Origin of the sequence: Streptomyces sp. NBC_01351, from assembly GCF_036237315.1 — a bacterium.
Lineage (GTDB): Bacteria > Actinomycetota > Actinomycetes > Streptomycetales > Streptomycetaceae > Streptomyces.
The window spans coordinates 6,582,823-6,602,851 of sequence record NZ_CP108356.1; the positions used below are offsets into that span (position 1 = coordinate 6,582,823).

Annotated in this window: 19 protein-coding genes; 14 read left to right on the top strand and 5 right to left on the bottom strand. The window is 71.1% G+C overall.

The window, feature by feature from the left end:
• Nucleotides 1–140: 140 nt before the first annotated feature.
• From OG625_RS30340 to OG625_RS30350, 3 genes are all read left to right on the top strand, one after another.
• Nucleotides 141–3,890, top strand: a complete 3,750-nt coding sequence (locus tag OG625_RS30340) for a DNA polymerase III subunit alpha (RefSeq protein ID WP_329387363.1) — start codon at nucleotides 141–143, stop codon at nucleotides 3,888–3,890.
• Between the two features lie 587 nt (nucleotides 3,891–4,477).
• Nucleotides 4,478–5,464 carry a DNA polymerase Y family protein gene (locus tag OG625_RS30345; protein WP_329387365.1) on the top strand — a complete coding sequence of 329 codons (987 nt, stop codon included), beginning with the start codon at nucleotides 4,478–4,480 and terminating at the stop codon, nucleotides 5,462–5,464.
• Between the two features lie 181 nt (nucleotides 5,465–5,645).
• Nucleotides 5,646–6,506, top strand: a complete 861-nt coding sequence (locus tag OG625_RS30350; protein ID WP_329387367.1) for an esterase/lipase family protein — start codon at nucleotides 5,646–5,648, stop codon at nucleotides 6,504–6,506.
• A 10-nt stretch (nucleotides 6,507–6,516) separates the two neighbouring features.
• On the opposite strand, the gene OG625_RS30355 is transcribed toward OG625_RS30350, so the two are convergent.
• The 3 genes from OG625_RS30355 to OG625_RS30365 form a co-directional block, all read right to left on the bottom strand.
• On the bottom strand, nucleotides 6,517–7,530 hold the full coding sequence (locus tag OG625_RS30355) for a lytic polysaccharide monooxygenase (protein ID WP_329387369.1): 1,014 nt from the start codon (nucleotides 7,528–7,530) through the stop codon (nucleotides 6,517–6,519).
• Nucleotides 7,531–7,861: 331 nt separating this feature from the next.
• The gene (locus OG625_RS30360) at nucleotides 7,862–8,089 is read right to left on the bottom strand and encodes a hypothetical protein (RefSeq protein WP_329387372.1); all 228 of its coding nucleotides are present in this window, start codon (nucleotides 8,087–8,089) and stop codon (nucleotides 7,862–7,864) included.
• A 23-nt stretch (nucleotides 8,090–8,112) separates the two neighbouring features.
• The gene (locus OG625_RS30365; protein ID WP_329387374.1) at nucleotides 8,113–8,448 is read right to left on the bottom strand and encodes a DUF6233 domain-containing protein; all 336 of its coding nucleotides are present in this window, start codon (nucleotides 8,446–8,448) and stop codon (nucleotides 8,113–8,115) included.
• 825 nt (nucleotides 8,449–9,273) lie between these two features.
• On the opposite strand from OG625_RS30365, the gene OG625_RS30370 reads away from it, so the two are divergent.
• The 3 genes from OG625_RS30370 to OG625_RS30380 all read left to right on the top strand — a co-directional run bounded on the left by OG625_RS30370 (nucleotide 9,274) and on the right by OG625_RS30380 (nucleotide 11,601).
• Nucleotides 9,274–10,335 (top strand): hypothetical protein, encoded by a 1,062-nt coding sequence (locus tag OG625_RS30370; RefSeq protein WP_329387377.1) that lies wholly within the window; start codon nucleotides 9,274–9,276, stop codon nucleotides 10,333–10,335.
• A 239-nt stretch (nucleotides 10,336–10,574) separates the two neighbouring features.
• The gene (locus OG625_RS30375) at nucleotides 10,575–11,012 is read left to right on the top strand and encodes a GntR family transcriptional regulator (protein ID WP_329387379.1); all 438 of its coding nucleotides are present in this window, start codon (nucleotides 10,575–10,577) and stop codon (nucleotides 11,010–11,012) included.
• Between the two features lie 25 nt (nucleotides 11,013–11,037).
• Nucleotides 11,038–11,601 carry an HD domain-containing protein gene (locus tag OG625_RS30380; RefSeq protein WP_329387381.1) on the top strand — a complete coding sequence of 188 codons (564 nt, stop codon included), beginning with the start codon at nucleotides 11,038–11,040 and terminating at the stop codon, nucleotides 11,599–11,601.
• Here OG625_RS30380 and OG625_RS30385 read toward each other — a convergent pair.
• A complete protein-coding gene (locus tag OG625_RS30385; protein ID WP_329387383.1) occupies nucleotides 11,594–12,067 on the bottom strand; it encodes an NUDIX domain-containing protein in 474 nt (157 codons plus the stop codon). The genes OG625_RS30380 and OG625_RS30385 overlap by 8 nt on opposite strands.
• 2 nt (nucleotides 12,068–12,069) lie before the next feature.
• Nucleotides 12,070–12,810 carry a helix-turn-helix domain-containing protein gene (locus tag OG625_RS30390; protein ID WP_329387385.1) on the bottom strand — a complete coding sequence of 247 codons (741 nt, stop codon included), beginning with the start codon at nucleotides 12,808–12,810 and terminating at the stop codon, nucleotides 12,070–12,072.
• 704 nt (nucleotides 12,811–13,514) lie between these two features.
• Between OG625_RS30390 and OG625_RS30395 the strand changes: the two genes are divergently transcribed.
• From OG625_RS30395 to OG625_RS30430, 8 genes are all read left to right on the top strand, one after another.
• On the top strand, nucleotides 13,515–13,772 hold the full coding sequence (locus OG625_RS30395; RefSeq protein WP_329387387.1) for a DUF6284 family protein: 258 nt from the start codon (nucleotides 13,515–13,517) through the stop codon (nucleotides 13,770–13,772).
• Nucleotides 13,769–14,836, top strand: a complete 1,068-nt coding sequence (locus tag OG625_RS30400; RefSeq protein ID WP_443067807.1) for a hypothetical protein — start codon at nucleotides 13,769–13,771, stop codon at nucleotides 14,834–14,836. The genes OG625_RS30395 and OG625_RS30400 overlap by 4 nt, the downstream gene beginning before the upstream one ends.
• Nucleotides 14,833–15,171 carry an RRQRL motif-containing zinc-binding protein gene (locus OG625_RS30405; RefSeq protein WP_329387389.1) on the top strand — a complete coding sequence of 113 codons (339 nt, stop codon included), beginning with the start codon at nucleotides 14,833–14,835 and terminating at the stop codon, nucleotides 15,169–15,171. Before OG625_RS30400 ends, OG625_RS30405 begins: the two co-directional genes overlap by 4 nt.
• 79 nt (nucleotides 15,172–15,250) lie before the next feature.
• Complete coding sequence (locus tag OG625_RS30410; RefSeq protein WP_329387391.1) at nucleotides 15,251–16,849, top strand: hypothetical protein; 1,599 nt, start codon at nucleotides 15,251–15,253, stop codon at nucleotides 16,847–16,849.
• 1 nt (nucleotide 16,850) lies between these two features.
• Nucleotides 16,851–18,935 (top strand): hypothetical protein, encoded by a 2,085-nt coding sequence (locus OG625_RS30415; protein ID WP_329387393.1) that lies wholly within the window; start codon nucleotides 16,851–16,853, stop codon nucleotides 18,933–18,935.
• A 224-nt stretch (nucleotides 18,936–19,159) separates the two neighbouring features.
• On the top strand, nucleotides 19,160–19,648 hold the full coding sequence (locus OG625_RS30420; RefSeq protein ID WP_329387395.1) for a hypothetical protein: 489 nt from the start codon (nucleotides 19,160–19,162) through the stop codon (nucleotides 19,646–19,648).
• Between the two features lie 10 nt (nucleotides 19,649–19,658).
• Nucleotides 19,659–19,838: a hypothetical protein gene (locus tag OG625_RS30425; protein WP_329387397.1), complete on the top strand. Its 180-nt coding sequence runs from the start codon at nucleotides 19,659–19,661 to the stop codon at nucleotides 19,836–19,838.
• Between the two features lie 8 nt (nucleotides 19,839–19,846).
• Nucleotides 19,847–20,020 (top strand): hypothetical protein, encoded by a 174-nt coding sequence (locus tag OG625_RS30430; protein WP_329387399.1) that lies wholly within the window; start codon nucleotides 19,847–19,849, stop codon nucleotides 20,018–20,020.
• Nucleotides 20,021–20,029 lie beyond the last annotated feature (9 nt).

Below are 20,029 nucleotides of genomic sequence, written 5' to 3' on the forward strand. Positions count from 1 at the left end.
TCGGGGTGAGTGATCGAACAAGTGTTTCGCACGGATATTCGAATTGCTCTATGGTGGAGACGGGGGAGGTGTTCTACGAGCGAAGCTGGAGGCCGCGGGTGCCTGGTTTTACGCATCTGCACACCGTTTCGGGGTTCTCCATGCGTTACGGAGGCTCGCACCCGGAACGGCTGGCGGCACGTGCCGCCGAGCGGGGCATGGACGCCCTCGCCCTGACCGACCGCGACACCCTGGCGGGTGCGGTGCGGTTCGCGAAGGCGTGCGCGAAGGAGGGGATCCGGCCGCTGTTCGGGGCCGATCTGGCCGTGTCCCCTGCGGGGGGCCCGGTGTCCGCCGGGGCTGCGGGGTTCGCGGGGTTCGCGGGGTTCGCGGGGTTCGTGGGGTCGGCCGGGTCGGGGGGCTCGGCCGGCTCCGGTTCAGGTTCCGGCGAGGCCTCGTACCGGCGGCGTACCCCCGTCAAGGGCGGGGCCTTCGTCGACGAGTCCGCCGCGCGGGCCGTGTTCCTGGCCCGGGACGGGGCCGCGGGGTGGGCCGAGCTCTGCCGGATGATCACCGCCGCGCACGCCGGTCCCTTCGGGGATGCGGCGGGTGGCGGTGCCGGTGCTGCGGGTGTGGGCGCGGGCGTGGGCGACGCCGTGGGAGCGGCCGGGGCGGCCGGGCCGGGTGGCGGCCGGGATGGGTCCGGGCATGCCGACGGCTCGGGCCGGGGCCTCTTCGTGGCCGGGGTCGACGGGTCCGGGGGCGCGCCCGTCGGGGTCGCCGCTTCCGCGCGAGACGCGGGGCGGCAGCCCGTGGTGCCCTGGGAGGCATTGCGCGGGGAGGGGCTCTTCGTGCTGCTCGGGCCCGGTTCCGACGTGGGGCGGGCGCTCGCCGCCGGACGGCCCGACCGGGCCGCGCGGCTGCTCGCCCCCTGGCGGGAGGTGTTCGGGGACGCCGTCCGCCTGGAGGCCGTCCACCACGGCCGCACCGGTACCGGCTCCGGCTCGCTGCGGCTGGCCGCCCGTACCGTCGGCTTCGCCGCCGAGCAGGGCGTACCGGCCGTGCTGACCAACGCCGTCCGCTACGCCGACCCCGGCCAGGGCCCGGTCGCCGACATCCTCGACGCGGCCCGCCGGCTCGTCCCCATCGACCCCCGGAGCCCCAGGTACCCCCTCGACACCGGCGAGCGCTGGCTCAAGGGCCCCGCCGCCATGGCCGAGGCCGCCGACCGGATCGCCCAGGCCGCCGGCTTGCGCCCCGCCGACGCGCGCCGCCTGCTCGCGGAGACCCGGCGCACCGCCGAGGCCTGCTCCGTGGACCCCGAGGACGACCTCGGCATGGGCTCCGTGCACTTTCCCGAGGCCCGGCTCGTCGGCGCGGCCCACCGCACCGCCCAGCGGGTCCTCGCCTCCCGCGCCTCGGCCGGCATGGTGCTGCGCGGCTACGCGGACGACCCCGCGTACTGGGAGCGGATGCACCACGAGCTCGACATCATCGCCTTCCACGGCTACGCCTCGTACTTCCTGACGGTCGCCCAAGTCGTGGACGACGTACGGGCGATGGGCATTCGAGTGGCTGCCCGCGGCTCCGGCGCGGGCTCCCTCGTCAACCACCTCCTCGGCATCGCGCACGCGGACCCCGTCGAGAACGGCCTGCTGATGGAGCGGTTCCTGTCCAAGCGCCGCCGCGTCCTGCCCGACATCGACATCGACGTGGAGTCGGCCCGCCGGCTGGAGGTCTACCGGCGGATCATCGGCCGGTTCGGCGCCGAACGCGTCGCCACCGTCTCCATGCCCGAGACCTACCGGGTGCGGCACGCCATCCGCGACGTCGGCGCCGCCCTGTCCATGGACCCGGCCGCCGTCGACCGGCTCGCCAAGGCCTTCCCGCACATCCGGGCCCGCGACGCCCGCGCCGCACTTGCCGAACTGCCCGAACTGCGCGACGTACGGGGGGAGTCGTACGGCCGGCTGTGGGAGCTCGTCGAATCGCTGGACGCGCTGCCGCGCGGCATCGCCATGCACCCGTGCGGGGTGCTGCTCTCCGACGCCTCCCTGCTCGCCCGTACGCCCGTCGTGCCCACCAGCGGCGAGGGCTTCCCCATGTCCCAGTTCGACAAGGACGACGTGGAGGCGCTCGGGCTGCTCAAACTCGACGTACTGGGCGTGCGGATGCAGTCCGCGATGGCGCACGCGGTCGCCGAGATCCGGCGCGGTACGGGGGAGGAGCTCGACCTGGACGACCCGGCGCAGGTACGGCCGGGCGACGTGGCCACGTACGAACTGATCCGCTCCGCCGAGACGCTGGGCTGCTTCCAGATCGAGTCCCCGGGCCAGCGGGACCTGGTGGGGCGGCTCCAGCCCTCGACCTTCCACGACCTGGTCGTCGACATCTCGCTCTTCCGGCCGGGGCCGGTGGCCGCCGACATGGTGCGGCCGTTCATCGAGGCCCGGCACGGGCGGGCGCCGGTGCGCTTCCCGCACCCGGACCTCGCGGACGCGCTGCGCGAGACGTACGGGGTGGTGGTCTTCCACGAGCAGATCATCGAGATCGTGCACGTCATGACCGACTGCGGGCGGGACGAGGCGGACCGCGTGCGGCGCGGACTGTCCGACCCCGGTTCGCAGGGGCGGATCAAGGCCTGGTTCACGGCGACGGCGCGGGAGCGCGGCTATCCGGTCGAGGTGATCGACCGGACCTGGGAGATCGTCGAGGCCTTCGGCTCGTACGGCTTCTGCAAGGCGCACGCGGTGGCCTTCGCGGTGCCCACCTACCAGTCGGCGTGGCTCAAGGCGCACCACCCGGCGGCCTTCTACGCCGGGCTGCTCACGCACGATCCGGGGATGTACCCGAAGCGGCTGCTGCTGGCGGACGCGCGGCGGCGGGGCGTGCCGGTGCTGCCGCTGGACGTGAACCGGTCCGCGGTCGCCCACCGCATCGAACTGGTGTCCGATAATGCTCGGGAGGTGTGGGGGCTGCGCCTCGGCCTGTCCGACGTCCACGGCATCAGTGGCGCCGAGGCGGGCCGGATCGAGGCCGGGCAGCCGTACGCCTCCCTGCGCGACTTCTGGGACCGGGCGCACCCGGGGCGGCCGGTAGCCGAACGGCTCGCGCAGGTAGGTGCGTTGGACGCCTTTGGCGCCAACCGCCGTGACTTGCTGCTGCACTTGACGGAACTGCACGGCGCACAGCGGGCCGCGGGGGTACGTGGGGGCGGTGGCCGGGGCGGCGGCCGGGGCGGCGCCCAACTCCCGCTGGAGGGCGGCCGGTCCACGGCCCGTGTCGGGCTGCCGGATCTCTCCGACGCGGAACGGCTCAGCGCCGAGCTGGGCGTCCTCGGCATGGACGCCTCCCGGCACCTGATGGCGGACCACCACGCCTTCCTGGCCGAGCTGGGAGCGATCCCGGCGCGGCGGCTGCGGGACACCCGGCACGGGCAGACCGTCCTGGTCGCGGGCGCCAAGGCAGCCACCCAGACCCCGCCGATCCGGTCCGGGAAGCGGGTCATCTTCACGACCCTGGACGACGGGACGGGCCTGGTCGACCTCGCCTTCTTCGACGACAGCCACGAGCGCTGCGCGCACACCGTTTTCCACTCCTTCCTGCTGCTGGTGCGGGGCGTCGTGCAACGGCGCGGCCCGCAGAGCCTGAGCGTGGTCGGGGCGGCGGCGTGGAACCTGGCGGAACTGGTGGAACTGCGGGCCACGGGCGGCCTGGACGCGGTGGCGGCCCGCCTGGCCGCCTCCGGCGGGGACGCCGTCACGGAGGGCGAGCAGGGCCCCGCGACCGGCCGCCGGATCCGGATGTCCACGGGGTACGAGATGAACCCCTGGGCCGACCTCCAGCCGCCGGGCGAGGGCCCCGCGACCGGCCGCAAGCTGTGGCACTCCAGCCCGGGGAGCGCGGGATGACCTCCGGTCGGGGCCAGGACGAGCGGGGCCGATCCGGCACGGCCGCGGGGGCGCCGGCAGCCGTGCCGGCAGTCGCAGCCGGAGTCGCGCCGGTTCCCGCAGCCGCTGCTGCCCCGGCTCCCGCGGCCGCGCCCGCTCGCGTTGCTACCTCGGTTCCCGCAGTCGTGCCGGCTCCTGCTCCTGCTCCTGCGGTTGCTTCCGCTCCCGCAGCCGCTGCTGCCTCGGCTCCTGCGGCGCCCGCGCCCACCCCCGCGCCGGTCGGAGCCGCAGACGAGTCGGCAGCCGTGCCGGCAGTCGCGCCCGTGCCGGCAGCCGGAGCCGCGCCCGCTCCCGCAGCCGCTGCTGCCCCGGCTCGCGCAGCCGCGCCCGGTCGCGTTGCTGCCTCGGCTCCCACTCCCACTCCCACTCCCGCTTCCGCTTCCGCGGCCGTGCAGGTTCCCGCTCCCGTGTTGGCAGCCGCGCCCGGTCCCGCCCCCGCCGGAGGCGGGCTGCGGGGGGCGGGCTTTGGGCCTGCGCGGTCCGGTCCGGCCGCATCCGGGGGTTTCCCGGATTCCCCGCGGGCGGCGGCAGCGGCAGGGCGGGTCGTGATGTGTCTGCGGTTGCACCCCGCCGAAGGGGGGTCGCTCGGGGCCGAGGCGTACGCCGGGGTGCTCGCGCTGCTCGGCGGGCTGACCCCGGCCGTGCAGGCGCTGCCGCCCGACGCCGCCCTCGCCGATGTGCGGGGCGCGCTGCGGTACTTCGGCTGTGACGCCGTCCGGCTGGCCGCCGTGGTCCGGGTGCGGGCACTCGCCCTCTACGGGGTGGACGCCGCCGTCGGCGTGGCCGGCAACCCCATGCTGGCCCGGGCGGCGGCCCGCGAGGCCCGGCCCGGGGAGACCCTGGTGGTCCCCGACGAGCCCGCCGCGGTGCGGGAGTTCCTCGCCGGCAAACCCGTCGGCGCCCTTGACGGGGTCGGTCCCAAGGCCGCCCGCACGCTGTGCTCCTACGGTCTCGACTCCGTCGGCAGGGTCGCCGCCGCACCGCCCGCGGCGCTGCGGCGGATCCTCGGGGCCCGGCTCGGCCGTGAGGTGCACGAACGGGCCCTGGGCATCGACCGGACCCCCGTCCGGCCGGGATCCGCCGCCCGGACCATCGCCGCCGAGCGCGCCTTCGACCTGGACGAGCTGGATCCGGCACGGCACCGGCGGGCGCTGCTCTCGCTGACCGAGGAACTCGGCGCCCGGCTTCGTACACGAGAACAGGGCCGCGGCCAGGTCTGCCGCAGCCTCTCGCTCACCGTGCGCTGCGCCGACCGCACCACCCTCACGCGCACCCGCACGCTCGGCGAACCCACCGCGCACACCCCCACCCTGACCGCCACGGCCTACTCCCTCTACGAGGGCCTCGGCCTCCAGCGGGCCAGGGTCCGCGCGCTGTCCCTGCGGGTCGAGGACCTGGGCCCGGCCGAAGGGGCCGCGCGGCAGCTCAGCCTCGACCCCGAGGACGAGAAGGCCCGCCGGCTGGAGGCCGTCACGGACCGGGTCCGGGCGCGGTTCGGGCCGCACGTCATCGCGCGCGGCACGCTCGCGGCGTGACGGGGTTCCGGGGGCGTGTCGCCGGTGCGCCGCTCGACACGCGATTTTTTACCGACGCGTAACTTCCAACTCTTGCTACTCGCCCGTAATTTGTGGGCAGCAGCTCCCCCCTTGTGATCCGGATCACGGGACGAACCCCCACGCCCCATCCCCTTGAGTCGACCCGCAAGGAGATCACACGATGCTGCCCTGGAGACGACTGCTCCGCCAGCTGGCCGTCCTCACCCTCACCGCCGCCGCGCTCGTCGCCCCCACCGGCGCCGCACAGGCATCCACCGCCCCCAGCAGCGGCTGGAACAACTGGTCCTGCAAGCCGTCCGCCGCGCACCCGCGCCCCGTCGTGCTCGTGCACGGCACCTTCGGCAACTCGTGGGACAACTGGCTGGGCTTCGCGCCGTACCTCGTGCACCGCGGCTACTGCGTCTACTCGCTCGACTACGGCCAACTGCCCGGCGTGCCCCTCTTCAACGGACTCGGCCCCATCGACAAGTCCGCCGAACAGCTCGACGTCTTCGTCGACAAGGTCCTCGCCGCCACCGGCGCCGCGAAGACCGACATCGTCGGCCACTCGCAGGGCGGAATGATGCCCCGCTACTACCTGAAGTTCCTCGGCGGAGCCGAGAAGGTCAACGCCCTGGTGGGGCTCGCCCCCGACAACCACGGCACCGACCTGCTCGGCTTCACCAAGCTCCTCCCGTACTTCCCCGGCGCCGAGCACCTGATCAGCACCGCGACGCCGGGCCTCGCCGACCAGATCGCCGGATCCGCCTTCCAGCAGAAGCTGAACGCGGGCGGGGACACCGTCCCCGGCGTGAAGTACACGGTGATCGCGACCAAGTACGACGAGGTGGTGACCCCGTGGCGGAGCGCCTTCCTCGACGGGCCGAACGTACGCAACGTCGTGCTCCAGGACCTCTGCTTCCTGGACCTCTCGGAGCACGTCGCCATCGGACTCACCGACCGGATCGCCTGGCACGAGGCGCTCAACGCCCTCGACCCGGCACACGCCGAACGGACCACCTGCGCCTCGGTCTTCGACTGACGGCCAGGGGCTAGCGCCCGTGGCGGCCCGTCGTCGTCGACGTACGGCGGCGGGCCAGCCCGAACAGCACGGCCGCACCCACGGCGAGGACACCGGCCCCGGCGATCGCGATCGTCGGGGTGGTGCTGTTCCCGCCGGTCTCCGCGAGGTTCTGCGCGCTGCGCGTCGCGGCCGGGGCGGCGGTGGGCGTCGCAGCCGAATTCCCGTTCGTTTTCGGGTCGTTGTCGCCGTGGCCGTTGTGCTCCACCGTGGACTTGTCCGCCCCGGCGGCGATCTGCTGGTCCGTCGGCGCCGAAGGGGCCGCGCTCGTGCCGGCGCCGGCGGTGGCACTCGCCTTGGCGGTGGGCTTGGCGGTCGGCTCGGGGCCGGCCGTGGTGCCGCCGTCCTTGCCGAAGACCACGTCCGAGCAGGTGTAGAAGGCCTCCGGGCTGTCCGAGCGCTGCCAGATGCTGTAGATCAGGTGGCGGCCGGACTTCTGCGGGACGGTGCCGGAGAACACGTACTCGCCGTTCTGCATGCCGGGGTCGGTGGCCTTCGCGAACGGGGCCGGCTCCAGGTCGGACCACTTCAGCGGCTGCGAGGGGTCGTACCCGTCCTTCGTCACGTACAGCTCGAAGGAACCCCTGTGCGGGGCGGTCCCCTTGTAGCGGAAGGTGTGCGCGCCCGCCGTCATCGGGCTCGCCGGCCAGTCGGCGCGGGCCAGGTCCAGGCCCTGGTACTTGTCGTTGCCCGCGGAGCACAGCTGGCCGTTCGGGATCAACGCCTTGTGGTTCCCGGCCGCGTTGGCGATGTTCACCGCGTTCCAGTCGTAGAAGGCCTGCGCCCCGCTCGCCGCGACGGCCGCCTTGCACGCCGCCGACCTCGGGGACTCCGGCCCCTCCGCGTAGCACGCCGCCACCCGGCTGACCGGGTCCGTCATCGAGCCGTGCGCGGCCGCCGGAGCGGCGGCGTACGCGGCCACGGCGAGCGGGGCGAGGGCGACGGCGGCGATACGGGTCACGGTGCGGCGGCTGGGTGCGGGCATGGCGGATCTCCTTAGGGCACAAGGCAGGGGTGCGCCGAGGGAAGGGACCGTGGGCTGAGCGGCGTCGCCCCCCGACGACGCCGCTTCCGGCCCTCCCTGGCCCGGCCAAACTAACCGCCCGCACCCCGGCTTTCGCCGCCTGAGGCCCGCCGGAGAGGATCCTTAGGGTCCGCTTAAGGCAGGGGTAAGAAGGCGCTCAGGAACGGGGCTTTGCGGAGCCCCTGCGCCCCAAGGGTTCCGGCTCCCCCGCGTCCATGACAGTCCAGGCAGATCCGGCTTGTGCCGCCTCCGGTGGCTCCCCGATTGGCTCCCCGAGGGCTGCCGCTGACGTTCAGGCTTTGGGGCGCCTCCACACATCGGGGCCTCCGCCCTCCCACGTGATCGGCCCGTCCTCGCTGACGTCTACGTCCTCCAGACCGGCGCGGCGCAGAAACTCGGCAACATCCCTGGGGGAGTGCGCGCGCCCTAGGTCCGCGTCCACGCCCAGCGCATGCACGGTGACCTTGCGGCCACCCTGCGGTGACACCGGATGCACGATGATCTCCGTCTGATCCGACATGCCCCCAGCCTGCCGCCGCGCCGTCAGTCCAGCACGCCGAGCGCGTTGTCCGGTCGGCAGTGGGTGCAGGCCTCCACGCCTTCGGCTAGGGCACGACGGGCGGCGTCACGCTCGACTGGCAGGCAACGAGACCGGGTGTCCCAGCAGCTTCCTACATGGACGCGGACCGGCGCCCGGCCGACGCCGATTCCGTGTTCGAGTAGCCAGTCCGGCGGAGGGGCAGGCGGTACCCGCTTGGCCTCAGAGGCCAGACGCTGCTCCTCAGCCTGGATCCACCCGCGCGTGCGCTCAAGGTCACCGATCTGCACCCGCTCCAGGAAACGCAGAAGGTCGAGTCGGGAGGGCTGAATATCGGACATGTGTTCGATTCTACGCCCGGTGTCCTCATGGGTGGCCCCGAGACCTGTCCTCGGGGCAAGGGCCCTTAATGGGTCAGAAGCGGTCACGGAAGGTTGGATCATCTACTTCTGACCCATCCGCGCGGGCCAGACCCTGCCGATGGGCTCCTGGCGCGGCCGGATGTGGCGGGCCCGGCACCTCCTGGTGCCGGGCCCGTCGTGGTCGTTAGTGGTGGCCGCCGGCTGTCGTGGGCTCTCGACTCCGCACGATAGGGCGGCGGGGCCTCGCGCTGAGCTACATCGATGCGGCGTCAGCCACGTTCGGCTCTGCGCGCGTCTCGGTCTCCAGGTTCACCACCCACTTCTCGGGCCCTGCCGATAGCTTGGCGTGGTTACGGCGCATAGGACTGCTCCCACCCGAATTGCTGAAAGAGACCCAAATCCGCCCGCAGACACCCACGAGAGCCGCGATGGACGCAATGGACGCCGCACCTACACCCTGCAACGCCAGGGAAAGCACAAGTCCGAGAATGCCAAAAAACGCCAACAGATCCAACAGGCGCACGATGGAGGATCTATTTGATGAGCCACGGGAAGTCATGCTCTGCCCTTCAGGGTCGCAACGGGTTCGACTGACCCAACTCTGCGACACGGATGCCTCGTTGCCGAAACTGCAACAGGGCGTTGCGCCAGAATGGCAACGGCGCCACCAGGGTAATGAGGACACGTTGCGAAAGCGGCAACACCCGCCACATGACGTCACAGGGTGCACTAAAACCGACCAAACGTTGCGTTGCAAGTCCCGCAACGCAACGTTGCGCGACTTGCAACGAGGGGGGACCCGCCATGAGCAGCCTGGAGCCGATCGACTCAGGAGTGCCTGAGGAAGGGCAGGCGCTGGCGCAAGCGCTACGAACCCTGTTCGATGCATTGGGAATCTCGATGCGGCGGTATTCTGCTCGCTGCCATACAGACTTTGGCACCGTCTCTCGCTATTTGAGTGGGAAACGCGTCCCACCCTGGGGATTCGTGAGAGATCTACTCGCAAATGTAGCCGAGCATCGAGGGCAGCCCGCAAGCGACGAAACCGTTGCGGCCCTTCGACAGATGCACGCACGGGCTCTTGGTGTCGGGAATGGCACGCGAAGAGTCGTCGAGCTACAGCAGGCACTCGAAGAGGCAGATCAGCAAGTTCGCGAGTCCATCTCACTGGAACGATTACTCCGCCAGGCGCTACAAGAGCAAGAGCGTCAAGTTTCGCAACTGAGAGTTGAACTGCAGTCCCTCCGAGCTGCGAGGGCAGCCGACCGTCAAGCCGAGAGCAAGGAGGTAGAGCTTCTAATCTCGGGATATCAAGACCTCAAGGATGAGCGAGACGAACTAGAGCGCGAGCTCAATCTCATTCGGAAGCAACTCGCCGAGACAACTACCGCCCGAATTGCCGCCGAAGAAAAATGCGCACAACTGGAGCGCCAACTAGAAGAAGCGGAGGAGCAGGAAGTCCTCGATTTCAGAAACGCGTCCGAACAAGAGCGGGAACGCGCAGACGCGGCGGCGGAAAAGCTCCTACGTGAGCGCGAGGAGGCCACGCGGCGGCTGCAATCCCTAGAGAAAGAAATGTCCCTCCTGCTGAAAGAGTCCGCAAGCTCAGAAACTCTCGCCGAGAAGATTGGCTATGGACCCCGCCAGGTACTCCGGCGGGTTGATTCCGCAAACAAGAAAAACCCTGGAAGCGTGGAAGAGATACTCGCAAGAGCAATCGACATCCAAACTCCGACCGAAATCACACTTACAGCCAAATTGTTGAAGTCGATGCCCGGATATATGGCCTACATGTTTCAGGATCTGCAAAAACGTACGACCCGGCCCGACATTAACTCATCAATAGGAAGGCCTGACGTGTCCTGAGCATCGACGGCTTCCGGCGCTATCGGTGGTCACAGCGGAGCGATGTCACGCCTGTAGATGCTCTGGTGACCGAGGTCCACCCTGCAGGCTTCGATCCGGTCACGGTCATCTGCGATGGGCGTCCTTTGGCGCATCTTGTCGGCATGGCCCTCTACCCCTTCTCCTCAGAAGCGGACATGCGAAGCTGGACCGGCACGGGGCTCAGACAGGCACCCGTGCGAGCAGACAAAGGAGGATACGTGCCGAACCCCAGCCCGCGCGGGACGTACTTGACGATCTCAGAGGCCCTGCGGGCAAGGATCGCCGAGGGGGCCTACCCCGACGGCCTTCCGTCCGAAGCGGAGATCGGCCGGGAGTTCGGCGTGGCGCGCACCACCGTCCGCCGCGCACTTCGCGCGCTGGAGGAAGCCGGCGACGTAACCACCGTCGCCGGGGTCGGCCGCCAGGTCGGCGGCGACGCACAGATGGCGCCATACAAGCGGATCATGACGGACCTGCTGGAGCGCATGAGGGCCGGCGAGCTGCCCGCCGGCGCTCGGCTCCCCAGCGAGGCAGAACTCTCCGAGGCCTACGGAGTCGCACGGGGCACCGTCCGCCGCGCCGTGCACGAACTGGAAGTCGCAGGGCACGTTCAAGCTCAGCACGGTGTCGGGCGGTTCGTGAGCCCGGCGTCCTGAACTTCGACAGCTGGGAGGTACTTGCATGCAGTTGGCCAGGTGGGCTCACGACCTCGCGGAGTCCTTGCTCGCCGAAAGCCTGCCGAACCGGTGGGCTCATTCCCAGCGCGTCTACTCCCAGGCCCTGACGCTGGCCCCCGCCCTGGGGGAGGATGCGGAACTACTGGCCGCAGCAGCTATTGCCCACGACGTTGGGTATGCGAGGGCTGCAGTGGACACCGGGCAACACATGATCGATGGGGCGCGCTATCTGCGTGATGTCGTGGGTGCCAACCCGCGGCTGTGCAGCCTCGTGGCCTTTCACACCTCTTCCCCGTGGGAGGCATCCGAGCTGGGGCTGAACGAGATGTTGGCGGAGTTCGGCCCCGCAGAGCCCGCGCTGGTGGACGCAATCACGTACTGCGACCTGACCAGCAGCCCCGTGGGCGCGCTCGTGGATCCAGCGGAGCGGCTGACCGAGGTACTCGACCGGTACGGCCCGGATCACGTCGTGTTCCGGGCCGTGTCCGCGGCTCGACCGGAGCTGTTGGCCCGGGTCGACCGGGTACGTCAGCGCAGCTTTGAGGCAGAGCGGTCCAAGCTCAGCTGATTCGGGGAACCGGTGAGCCGCGAAACCCTTCCTCAAGCCGCCGGCGGGTAGTCGGCGAGACGTCGAGGGACTCGATTTCCGCCCTGGGAATCCACCGCACGTCCAGGGATTCCGAGCTCACCTTGATCTCCCCGCTGACCGGTTGGGCCCGGAAGCAGAGCGAGAACTCTTGCCGCACCTCACCGTCCGCGAACGCGATGACGTGCCCCGGGTCGGTGAAAATGCCCACCAGGCCGACGACGTCGACCAGGATCCCGGTTTCCTCCAGGACCTCTCGGACCACCGTGCCCGCGATGTTCTCGCCTACCTCCTGAACGCCCCCGGGCATGCCCCAGCGGCCGTTGTCCGATCGTCGCTCCAGCAGTACATCGCCCGCATCGTTCACGACGAACGCCGTGACCGCGGGAACGATGCTGTTTGCTTTCGGCGCGTTGGGATCGTTGAAGTAGTCAGTGCGGCGGCTCATTCTCACCTTTCGATGGGGACAGCTTCGGACCAGACCTTCTCGAAGCTCTGCTGATACGTGGAGACCAGCTCAGCACCAGCGACTTTACGCAGGTGAAGTACCGGCGTCAGGGGTGCGCTCACCCCGTACACCTGCGTGTTCACCAGCCACTCGTCATCCGACTGGTAGAGCGAGTTGTGCAGGGTTGACCGGTGGAGGCGGAACTCGATCCCCGGAACCGAATAGAGGGGGCGATAGAGCTTCATCACCTCGCGAACCTTGTAGGCCACCCCCTCGCCGATTTCCTCTTCCTCACCTCGGCGCCGGATCTCCGGGCTTTCCGGGTCGCCGAGCAGGATGCGGGACCGAACGCCACCAGCCGCTTTCGACCTGAGCAACTGGGCCCAGCGAGGGTTCTCGGCGAGGAAGACGCCCGCGTGGACCAGCACGCCAATCTCGCGTTCCGCCCGCCCGAAGAGCTGGAGCCATAGGTCCGCCGGCACGTACGAGCGATGCGGGTAGACCTTCAGGACCTCGGCGTCGGCAGCGTCCTTACGCTGCCCGTCCGGCAGGCCGTCCGGCCAGAGGTATCCCTCGTCCTCACGCAGGAAGGCCGAGATGGCAAGGCGGTGTCTCCGGTATGGCGCTCGCCCCTTGGTAATCCAGCGCTCCACCGTCTTGGGGTCGACCCCAAGGTGCTCCGCCAGGGACTCCGCCGTGACGCCTTGCGTCAGCATCGCGGACCTTAACCGCTCGTTCGCCATCCGACCCCCCGGGGACGTCTAGGGACGCGTTCGCCTGCCAGAACGCTACCGAGGACGTCCCAAGTCGTCCAGGGACGTGGTGACTTCGTCCCACCCTTCGGCGGCACTCTGATGACACATCGCAGGACGGGTCGGCTGAGGCGCAGAGCTTGACAGCCTCAACCAGAACCGCCACTGTGAGATACACGTTCAAGCATGTATCTCATGCTTCGAGTGCGGCTACTTCGCGCTGACCTGCATGGATGCCGCAACGAGCTGTGTGAGCAAGGCAAGGGCCCGGAACCGCGTGGGCCTACAGCTGAGGGCGGGGACGCTGCAATCCCGCTAAAGGCCAGGGGACAGGGCTTCGGCCCGACTGGCGAGGTGGCCCGGTGACCGCGAGCAACGGCCGGCGTGTGGGGACGTGGTCCCCCTTGCAGTGAGAGGCCCGTGCTCATCAGTTTCTGGAGGTTCGAAGTGATCCGCTTAAGACCCTTGGCCGCCGCCGCGCTGGACCCGCGTGGTGGCGTTGCCCGTCGCGTCGCCTGATCTGCCGCGCTTGCCGCGGTCGGTTGCCTCCCCCGCCCGTCCTGCCCGCCCGGGCTGAACGGGCGGGGTCGCAGGGAGCCGGAGCTCTTCCTGTTCCACAACGACGTGCAGCCCCGGCGCTGGAACGCCGGGGCTGCTGTTCGGGCCCCGTTCCTGTCTGAGAGGAGCAAGACCCAATGAAGTTCATCGTTGCACGTCAAAAGCCCGTTACTGTCCGGCCTGCCGATCTGGAGCCGACCGACGCCGAACTGGCGGCGATCGAGCTGGAGATGCCGGTCGTCACCGCCGAGGTGGAGCTGCTGGACGCGCTGATCGCGCTGCTGGACCGGCCGGCCTCCGAGTTCGACGCACGACGGATCCGCCGAGCCCACAACCGGGTGCTGGCCGCCCGCCGGGACCTGGCCAACCGCCAGGACCCGAAGGAGGCAGCGTGAGCACCGGCCGGGAGCTGACCCGGCCGCAGAAGCTCGTACTCGGCGCGGCGTTCGTCCCAATGCTCGCCACCGGCGCCGCCGGCGGAGCGGGCACCTTCTCCAACATCAAGGGCGCCTACGGTTCCGGGACCGCGCTCGGCGCGGTCGCCGCGGGCGAGGGCGCCACTGCCGTCCTGGCTCTGGTCCTGCTCGGACTGACGATGCTCGGACAGGCCTCCCCTGCCGTGGTCCGGATCGGGTTGTGGGTGCTGCCCACAGCCGCCGCGGTCATGGCCGCGATGGCGGCCGAGGGCGCCGGCCGCACAGTGATCTACGCGGTCACGCCGATGGGCATGTGCGTGGCGGCGGAGGGCATGGCCTTCCTGGCCCGGCGGATCGTGGTCCACACCGACGGCAGGGACGCCGAGGCCGAACACCGGGCCGCCACCGTCGTGAGGGCACTGGCCTACCACCGGGCCCGGGCCGCGAACCACCCCGACGAGAAGATCCGCGCCCGCTCCGAGCGCACCTCATGGAGGCTCGCCCGGAGGATCGGGACCGGGGATGCCTCCCTCGGTACACGCCTGCTGGAGGTCCAGCGGGAGCGCGTCGCCGACGGCGCCGACGCAGCCCTGGCGGACATGTTCGGGACGACCGTCACACCGGAGCGTCACGCCGTCACGGCCCCCGTGACCCCCGCCCTCGCCCTGGCTCCCGCACCACAGATCGACCCCGCTGAGGAGCCCGCCGAGGCCGAGGTCGTCACGGCGTCCCGTGACGGGGAAGACACGCAGGTCAACCCGACAATGCCGGAGGTCGAAGAGGAGTCAGTCACGGTGGTCGTCACGCCCGTGACGCTGGACGAGGTCGCGGCCGTGACGGGCGTGCCCACGCCTCACCCGGCGGAAGCGCTCTCGGACGAGCAGCTCGTGGTCGTGCTGCGGCATCTGCGGTACTCGGAGGATCCGCCTCTGTCCTACCGGCAAGCCGTCACGGCGTTCCGTGACGCCGGGTTCGTCGGGGGCGAGCAGCGCGTCCGTACGGCCTGGGGCGCGGTGATGTCTCAGGAAGAGAGCGCCCCATGACCGCCCTGCCGGTCTACTCATGGCGCCTCGCCCCGGACGGTCTGGCCACCCGCCGACAGCTCCGCTCCGCCGGCCTGCGGCCGGGCGGTCAGGACGTCGTCGCCCAGGTGGAGCGGCCGCGCTACCGGCGCGGCCCGTTGGTTGCGTTCCTCTACCGGATAGAGCTGGCGCTGCCGGTCCGCCCCATGACCCCGGCCAAGGCCGCGGCCCTGGCGAAGGCGAACACCGCCCGCAGGACCTGCCCCGCGTGCCGCACGGATGCCGGGTACGTCATCCCGGCCTCGCTCGGCATGTGCGTGCCCTGCGCCTACCCCGAAGAACAGTGCGTCGCCTGAACCACCTCAGCAGGGCCCGGCCATCCACCTCCTACAGCGTCGGCCGGGCCCCCTTCTCCCGTGAAGGAGCACGTTCAGCATGACCGAGACCATCACCGAACCGCAGGCTCCCCCCGAAGAATCCACCCCCGCCCCGGCCTCGCCGACCACTGCCGAGACGAGCACCAAGCAGGTCGGCCACACCCCGGGTGGCTTCCCAGTCGTCCCGCTGTCTCTGACCGGGGCGAACGCCACGGCGAGCCTCCTCGCTTCGGCCGCTCTGGCCGGCGGGCCGGTCGCCGCCGCTGTGGTGATGACCGGCGCCGTCGCCCTGGGCGCCGTCGCCACCCGCAAGCGCGGCAAGGCCGCGAAGGCCAAGACGACGACCACGTCGAAGTCTCCCTCGGCTGGTGCCGGGAGCAGCGGGGGTCGTGGCCTCTTGGGACGAGTCCCCCCACAGCCCCGGACCTCAACCCGTACCGGTGGCGGAGCAGGTTCCCGTAAATCCTCCGGGCAGTCCCGACACCGTGCGAGCGGCTCTGCAGGAGTCGGCAGCTCGGGTTCGCACCGGGCCAAGGGCGGTACGTCGTCGGCGCGGCAGCGTGCCGTGCAGGCGGCCGGCCGTCTGGCCGGGGGGCGTGCGGGGCAGGTGCGTGAACTGCGGGCCTCCACCCGCGCCCAGTCCCCGACCCGGGCCGCATCCCGTACGGGGGCGGTGCAGGCGCGGCGGCAGGTCGCCGACAACCGGCGGACCGCGAAGGCCGCCGAGCGGGCCGCGTCCGCGCAGGCCAAGCCCCGTGGTCTTGCGGCTCGGACGCTGGCCAAGGGCATGGGCAAGGCCGCGACTGTCCGCGACAAGGCCGTTGCCGGGGCCCGCTCGATACGGGACCGCAGCGCGGGCCGTGTGGTCGCTTCCGGCCGGGATGGGATCCGCCAGGCCGCACACCGCAAGCGGGTGGAGCAGCTCAAAGCGCCCGCCCGCAAGGTGGCCCGGAAGGCACTGCGCCGGTCCGCCGCCCGCTTCCACGCCCGCCGGGCCCTCGCCGGACTCCTCGGCGGAGCGGCTGGGGTGCTCGGGATGGTGACGACCCCGCTGGGGCGGAAGCTGCGGATGCCGTCGCTGATGCACCCCGGCCGGCGCCTCTACCGGGCTCTCGTGAACCGGGCCCGCACCGCCCGCGAAGCCCGGGACGCCGAGATCCGGGCCCAGTTGGAGCAGGACGAGCAGGCCGCCGAGGCGGAAGCCGCGGCGGAGCAGAACGAGGACGAGCAGCACGTCGGGGACCGCGTGGAGCGGCCCGTGAGTCATGTACCGGCACCTCCCATCCATGAAGGAGCACCCCAGGTGAGTACCGCTTCTGGTTTCCGGTTCGAGGAGTACGCGGCCGAGATGGAGGCCGCCGCCCAGGGCTACGAGCCCGACAACGCGATGGAGATCCTCGCCATGGTCGAGGGCCTGCCCCACGCCCTGGGGTCGGTCGCGAACGTGATGAAGATCCTCGGTGAGCGCTCGGATGCCGAGTTCCCGCTCGACAAGGCCGTCGCGGAGACGTTCCGGGACTGCTTCGGCGCCGTCATGGCGTCGGTGTCGGTCGCGGAGGAGATGGGCCCGATCTTCCGCCGGGTCCACGAGCAGGACATCGCCCGCCACGAGGACCCCCGCAACGGCTACGACGCCGAGAAGGGCTGGAACGTCTGAGATGAGCGCCCACACCGTCAACAACCAGGGCGGGGTGGCGTTGGACTGGGCGGCCGGTCACGGACCCGTGACCGGCGCCCTGTCCGCGACCACCGGAGCCTTCGCCGTCGCCACCGTCGGCACCCTCGCCCACATGCCCCCGTCCTGGGCCCTCGCCATCGGCACCGCCGGCGCGATCGGCCACACCGCGACCGGCCTGCGCCAGAAACTGGCAGGCCGCACCATCGGCGCCCGCGCCGCTTCCTGGCTCCTCGGTGGCGGCTGGACCACGTGGGCCCTCGCCACCGGGCCCCTCACGTGGACGGCCCTCGGCTCACTGGCCACGATCGGCGTGGCCATCGGCGCTTCCGCCCGTGCCACCGGCCTCTACGAGGAAGCCCGCGAGGAGGAAGCCCTCGCCGTCGCCGAGCAGCAGCTCGCCCGCGAGCTGGCCGCGGAGCGGCGGGGCATCGCCGCCGAGTGGGCCGACCGCGTCCAGCGCGTCTGCGGCATCTCCATCCGCATCCTCGCGGTGGAAGTCTGGCCCACCGGTACCGGGTTCACCATCGACGCCGAACTCCCCGCCGGGGGCGTCACCTACGACCGGATCGCCAGGGAGAACGCCAAGCTGTCGGCCGACGCCCGGCTCCCGCACGGCTGCTCGGCCGCCGCGACCCCCGGGATCGACCAGGGGCGGGTTCTGATCGACGTGACCACCACGAACGTACTGGCCGCGGAGGTCCCCTACCCGTCCGACTACAGCGCCCTCTCCGTCCACACCGGCGTCCCCTGGGGGTACCGGACCAACGCGGACGAGATCCTCGCCTACCTCCGCGAGCAGTGCGCGCTCGTCGTCGGCCCGACCGGATCCGGCAAGACCAACATGGTCCACGTCATCCTCGCCGGATTCGCCCGCGCCACCGACATCCTCACCTGGGTCATCGACCTCAACGCCGGATCCGCCGGCCTCCCCTGGGTACGCCCCGCACTCGAAGGCACGGGAGACGGGCGGCCGGTCCGGCCCGGGGTGGACTGGCTCGCCTCCACCCACCAGGAAGCCATGCTGATGCTAGAGGCAGCGCTGCGGATCGGCCTCTACCGCAAGCGCGCCTACCAAGACCTCATGGCCAAGGCCAACACCGACCTGCTCCCGGTCAGCGCGCAAATCCCGCAGATCATGATCGTGATCGACGAGGGCGCCGAGATCCTCACCAGCGGCGACCAGGAGATGCGCAAGCTCGCGAAGAAGATCCTTGAAGTCATCCGCATGCTCCGCGCCATGGGCATCCGCACCGTGCTCACCGCGCTCGGCGCCACCGGCTCCGTCCTCGGCGATCTGATGATCCGCCGGGAGGCCAAGGTCCGGGTCGCGTTGACCGGCGGGGAGAAGGAGGGCATGGACCTGTCCAAGCTCTTCACCGGTGGCAACGGGCTTCGCCCGGAGCAGGCACCGCACAAGGGCACCGGCTTCATGGGCACCCCCGAATCCCCGGTTGCGCTGTTCGGGACGTGGCGGATCAAGCCCGTCCAGATCCGCGACATCGTCGTGGCGACGTCCGAGCGGCACCCCCGCCTGGACGAGGTGTCGGCGAAAGCGGCGGGCGCCGACTATGCCCGCCGCTGGGATGCCGCCCGCACCGCGTGGATCACCGACCACCAGCAGACCGACCCCGCCCCGGCCACCGGCATCACGCCGGCCGGAGCAGGCGGTGGCGGGCTGACCCTGTCCGCGCTCCGCGAGACCCCGCCCGCCCCGGCCGCGGCCGCGTCGGACGAGGACAGCCTTGCCGAGGAGTTCATGCGGCAGATCGACGCGGAGTTCGGCACGACCCAGGAACCCCGCCCGGCCGCTCCGGCGTCCGGCACGGGGCTGAATCTCTCCGCGCTCGGGGATGAGAAGGAGACCGGGCCCGGATGGCTGGCGGACGCGGTCACCGCGATCTACGCGGCCGGGCCGGACGGCATGAAGCCGGCCGCCGTCGCCGATCTCGTCGGCCGCAGCCGCGAGGCGGTCCGCAAGACCCTCAAAGCCGCCGCCGAACGCGGCGAACTCGTCTACCGCGACCGCGGCCCGCACTCCGTCTACGTCCACCCCGACCACGCCTGACAGGGGCCACAGACGGCTACTGCCTACTGCCTACTGCCAACTTGGCAGTAGGCAGTAGAACGGCCCGCTACTGCCCACCAGAGGCCTTCATCAGGGCTTTTGGCAGTAGGCAGTACTGGGTTGGCAGTAGGCAGTAGGCAGTAACCGCGCACACGCAGAGCGACCACCCACAGCGGGCGGCTCCACCACCAAGGGGCCGCCCGTACCGCGTCCAGGAGCCTGCAATGCCCTATGAGCACACGACCGCGAGCACCACCCCCGCCACCCGGTACGGCGACCCGGTCCTCTACCCCACCGCCGTTCAGCAGCCGCTGATGCTGCCCGCCGAACTCCCCCCGGGAGTCGAGATGGTCATCCTCCCCGGTGGGATCCGCACCCTCGCCTACACCCAGCCCCCCGCCGCCCCGGCCGCGACGGTCGCGGCGCAGCCGATACCGGCGTGGGCCAAGACGACAGCGCTCCTCGCCCCGACGATCGGCGGGGGCGTGGCCGCGGCCGGTTTCGGGATCTCCTACGCCGCCCCGGGACTGATCGCCATGACCGAAGCACTCTGGGCCGCCATCGCCCTCATCGCCGCCGGCGTCATCGCCCCCGCCCTCCTGCGGACCACCCGCAAGGCCGGGAACCGCTCGGCGCCGGTCCAGCACATCACCCAGAACATCAGCGCGTCCGGGATGTTCGGCCGCGCCTCCGGCACCGTCAACAACCGCTGAAAGGGCCCCGGTGAACCAGCCCCGACCGCCCATTGCCGACCGCGTCTCCGACGCGGTCGCCCTCCTCACCGGCAAGCACACCGTCCGCTGCCCCCACCCCGGGTGCACCGTCAGCGTCCGCTACCGCCACGTCATCCCCGACGAGGCCAAGCGCCTCACCGACCTCGCCACCGACCACACCCGCCACTGAGGAGCGACATGTTCGGTGTTCTCGCCTTTGAAGGCGACGACCAGCCCGCCGTCGAGACAGCCCACTGCCTCCACTGCCGCGGAGCCATCGACTGGATCAGCTGTCCGACCGGTGGCTGGTGGGCCCACGACAGCCACCCAGCCGACCACCACGACGCCGAGCCCGAGCCCAACCCCCACTGACACGACGAG